This window comes from Phenylobacterium sp., from assembly GCF_031360265.1.
GTDB lineage: Bacteria > Pseudomonadota > Alphaproteobacteria > Caulobacterales > Caulobacteraceae > Phenylobacterium.
This window is the reverse complement of sequence record NZ_JANMBF010000178.1, coordinates 1-3,234: the sequence shown is the minus strand read 5'-3', so window position 1 is coordinate 3,234 and position 3,234 is coordinate 1. Positions and strand designations below refer to the sequence as shown.

The 3,234-nt window shown below is 68.6% G+C and carries 3 protein-coding genes and 1 pseudogene; 1 reads left to right on the top strand and 3 read right to left on the bottom strand.

Annotated features, from left to right (window positions below; genetic code table 11):
- Nucleotides 1–78: 78 nt before the first annotated feature.
- On the bottom strand, nt 79–552 hold the full coding sequence (rpsG, locus tag RMN86_RS16345) for a 30S ribosomal protein S7 (protein ID WP_309606921.1): 474 nt from the start codon (nt 550–552) through the stop codon (nt 79–81).
- Between the two features lie 63 nt (nt 553–615).
- Entirely contained in the window at nt 616–987 is a 372-nt protein-coding gene (rpsL, locus tag RMN86_RS16340; protein ID WP_309606920.1) for a 30S ribosomal protein S12, read from the bottom strand.
- 313 nt (nt 988–1,300) lie between these two features.
- Here rpsL and RMN86_RS16335 point away from each other — a divergent pair, with 313 nt between their 5' ends.
- Nucleotides 1,301–2,026 (top strand): hypothetical protein, encoded by a 726-nt coding sequence (locus RMN86_RS16335; protein ID WP_309606919.1) that lies wholly within the window; start codon nt 1,301–1,303, stop codon nt 2,024–2,026.
- 67 nt (nt 2,027–2,093) lie between these two features.
- Here RMN86_RS16335 and RMN86_RS16330 read toward each other — a convergent pair.
- Nucleotides 2,094–3,234 (bottom strand): annotated as a pseudogene (locus RMN86_RS16330) (DNA-directed RNA polymerase subunit beta'); the annotation flags it as partial.

The window sequence follows — 3,234 nt, the reverse complement described above, 5'->3', positions numbered from 1 at the left end:
GGGCTGGGGGGGCTTTAACGATCGGCGCGGGGGGTTTTTATAAAACCGCCCGCGCCGGAAAGCTCAGTCTCGGTGGACTTACCAGCGGTAGTGCGAGAACGCCCGGTTGGCTTCGGCCATCTTGTGGGTGTCTTCGCGCTTCTTGACGGCGGAGCCACGGTTCGAGGACGCGTCCAGCAGCTCTCCGGCCAGCTTCTCGGTCATGGTGTTCTCGCCCCGCTTGCGGGCGGCGGCGACGATCCAGCGGATCGCCAGGGCGCGGCGACGTTCGGGACGCACTTCCATCGGCACCTGATAGGTGGCGCCGCCGACCCGGCGGGACTTGACCTCGATGGCCGGGGCGACATTTTCCAAAGCCGAGTGAAAGGTTTCCAGCGGGCCCAGGTCCTTGCGCTTGGCTTCCAGGATCTCGAAGGCGCCATAGAGGATGTTCTCGGCGACGGCCTTCTTGCCCTCGTACATGACCATGTTCATGAACTTGGTGACGACCAGATCCCCGAACTTCGGGTCGGGAAGGACTTGGCGCTTCTCTGCGCGACGACGGCGGGACATATCTGATCTCTTCCTAAATTCTAGATCCCGGCCTTCGCCGGGACAGCTCTTTGCTTCGCTCGGCTACTTCGGGCGCTTGGCGCCGTAGAGCGAACGACGCTGGCGGCGGTCCTTGACGCCTTGCGTGTCGAGCACACCCCGCAGGATGTGATAGCGCACGCCCGGAAGGTCCTTCACGCGGCCGCCGCGGATCAGCACCACGGAGTGTTCCTGCAGGTTGTGACCCTCGCCGGGGATGTAGCACACCGCCTCGATGCCCGTGGTCAGGCGCACCTTCGCGACCTTCCGCAGGGCGGAGTTCGGCTTCTTCGGGGTCGTCGTATAGACCCGGGTGCAGACGCCACGGCGCTGGGGGCAGCCCTTCAGGGCCGGGACCTTGTTGCGCAAGGGCTTGTCCTGGCGCGGCTTGCGGATGAGCTGGTTGACTGTCGGCATCTATTCTCGCTTGCGTGGAGGCGTGTGCCGTTTGGCCGAAGCGCCTCAGTTTAAGTCCTGTTATCAGGTCTCCGAAGGCCGCCCGCTGAACGCAAAAACCCGCCGGGACGCCGTTGTCTTGCGTGCCGACGGACAGGGTTCATCGGGACAGGGACGAATCCCGGCCTCGAAAGAGCGCGCTACATAGTCGGGAAGCGCTGGGTCGTCAATGTTATGTCGGGGCTGGACGCGCGCCGGGGCGTCCGGCCTCGGCCACGAAAACGCCGCGGGGCGCCTGCCCCTTATGGCGAAGCTGGCGAGGGACTGGGCTGGGATGCACAAGGCGTGGCGCCGCCGAACGACCTGGGCCATCGCGGGGTCGACGCTCGCCCACCTTGCCGTGCTCGTCGTGGTGCTGCTGCAACGCCCCACCCTTCCGCCGCCCGCCTATGAACCCGCCGGGCCGCCGCAGCCAATCATCCCGATCCTGCTGATGCCGCGGACGCCGCCTGAGCCCGCGGGCGGCGTGCCGCATCCCAACGCCGTGCGGCTGCATCAGCGGCCGCCGCGCAACCCGTCCGCGCCGGCGCCGGTGGCCCCGCTGTTGATCCCGCCGCCAAAGCCGGCGGACCTTCCGGCGCAAGGGGCTCCCGCCGCGCGGGCGACGGCTCCGCCGGCTCCGCCCCCCGCACCCTCCGAGGCGGTGCGCGCCACGCTTCGGACCACGCTGGGATGCGCCGAGGCGCAGGCCACGGGCCTGAGCCAGAGCGAACGGGAGCGTTGCGCTGAACGCCTCGGCCGGGGCGCGCGCGAGGCCGCCTATCTGGCCCCGGCCCTCTCCCCCGCCAAACGCGCGGCCCTCGACCAGGAGGCCGCGACCCGAGAAGCCCGCAAGGCTTCCATCGACCGCCCCATACCGCCCGGCGCGAACCGCGCCGAGCCCGCCGACTATGACGGGGAGCCCTACACCAGCGGCGCCGGCGCGCCGGATCCCCACAGCTCGATGCCGCACACGCCCAGCACCCGGGCCGCGAGGAAGCTCGGCCGGCTGCCGCCGTAGGGCCAAAACCAACACGGCCCGGGATTGCTCCCGGGCCGCTCGGCAGGCTTTCGGTCGTGAGCTCAGCTCAGGAGTCGACCTTCTCGGCTTCGGCCTGCACGGCGATCACCTCGGGAAGCGGCTCCATGGCCTCTTCGCGGCTGGCGGTCAGCGCCTCGTCGCGCTTGGCGGCGATGCGTTGCAGATTGCGCAGGTAGGACCCCGTGCCCGCCGGGATCAGCCGGCCGACAATGACGTTCTCCTTCAGGCCTTCCAGCGTGTCGACCTTGCCCTGGACGGACGCCTCGGTGAGCACGCGGGTGGTTTCCTGGAACGAGGCGGCCGAGATGAAGCTGCGGGTCTGCAGCGACGCCTTGGTGATGCCCAGCAGAACCGGCTGGGTGATCGCCGGGCGGCCGCCGCGGGCTTCGGTCTTGGCGCTTTCGTCGTCGACTTCCGACTTGTCGAGGTGGTCGCCCTTGAGCAGGCCGGTGTCGCCGGGCTCGAGGATCTCCAGCTTCTGCAGCATCTGACGGACGATCGTCTCGATGTGCTTGTCGTTGATCGGCACGCCCTGCAGCCGGTAGACTTCCTGGATCTCGTTGACCAGGAATTCGGCCAGGGCCTCGATCCCCAGGATGCGCAGGATATCGTGCGGATCGGGGTTGCCGTCGATCAGGTATTCGCCCTTGCGGATCACGTCGCCGTCGTGGACCGCGATGTGCTTGCCCTTGGGGATCAGGAACTCGACCGGCTCGCCGCCGTCTTCGGGCGTGATCTTGATCCGGCGCTTGTTCTTGTAGTCGCGGCCGAACTCGACGCGGCCATCCATCTCGGCGATCACCGCGCAGTCCTTCGGACGGCGGGCCTCGAACAGTTCGGCCACCCGCGGCAGGCCGCCGGTGATGTCCCGGGTCTTGGCGCTTTCCGTCGGAATCCGGGCCATGACCTCGCCCGGCTTGACCTCGTCGCCATCGCCGATCGACAGGACCGCGCCGGCCGGCAGCAGGTAACGGGCCTCGCCGCCGTTGGAGATGCGCATATAGGCGCCGTCGTCGCCGATCACCGCCATGGCCGGACGCAGGTCGGAGCCCTTGGTGGAGGCGCGCCAGTCGATGACCACGCGGTTGGTGATCCCGGTGGCTTCGTCGGCTTCCTCGCGGACCGACATGTTGTCGACCAGGTCCTCGAACCGGACCCGGCCGGCCACCTCGGTGATGATCGGGGTG

Coding starts and splice junctions, on each gene's coding strand:
- rpsL (WP_309606920.1), bottom strand. CDS start 987: ATGCCGACAGTCAACCAGCTCATCCGCAAGCCGCGCCAGGACAAGCCC.
- rpsG (WP_309606921.1), bottom strand. CDS start 552: ATGTCCCGCCGTCGTCGCGCAGAGAAGCGCCAAGTCCTTCCCGACCCG.
- RMN86_RS16335 (WP_309606919.1), top strand. CDS start 1,301: ATGCACAAGGCGTGGCGCCGCCGAACGACCTGGGCCATCGCGGGGTCG.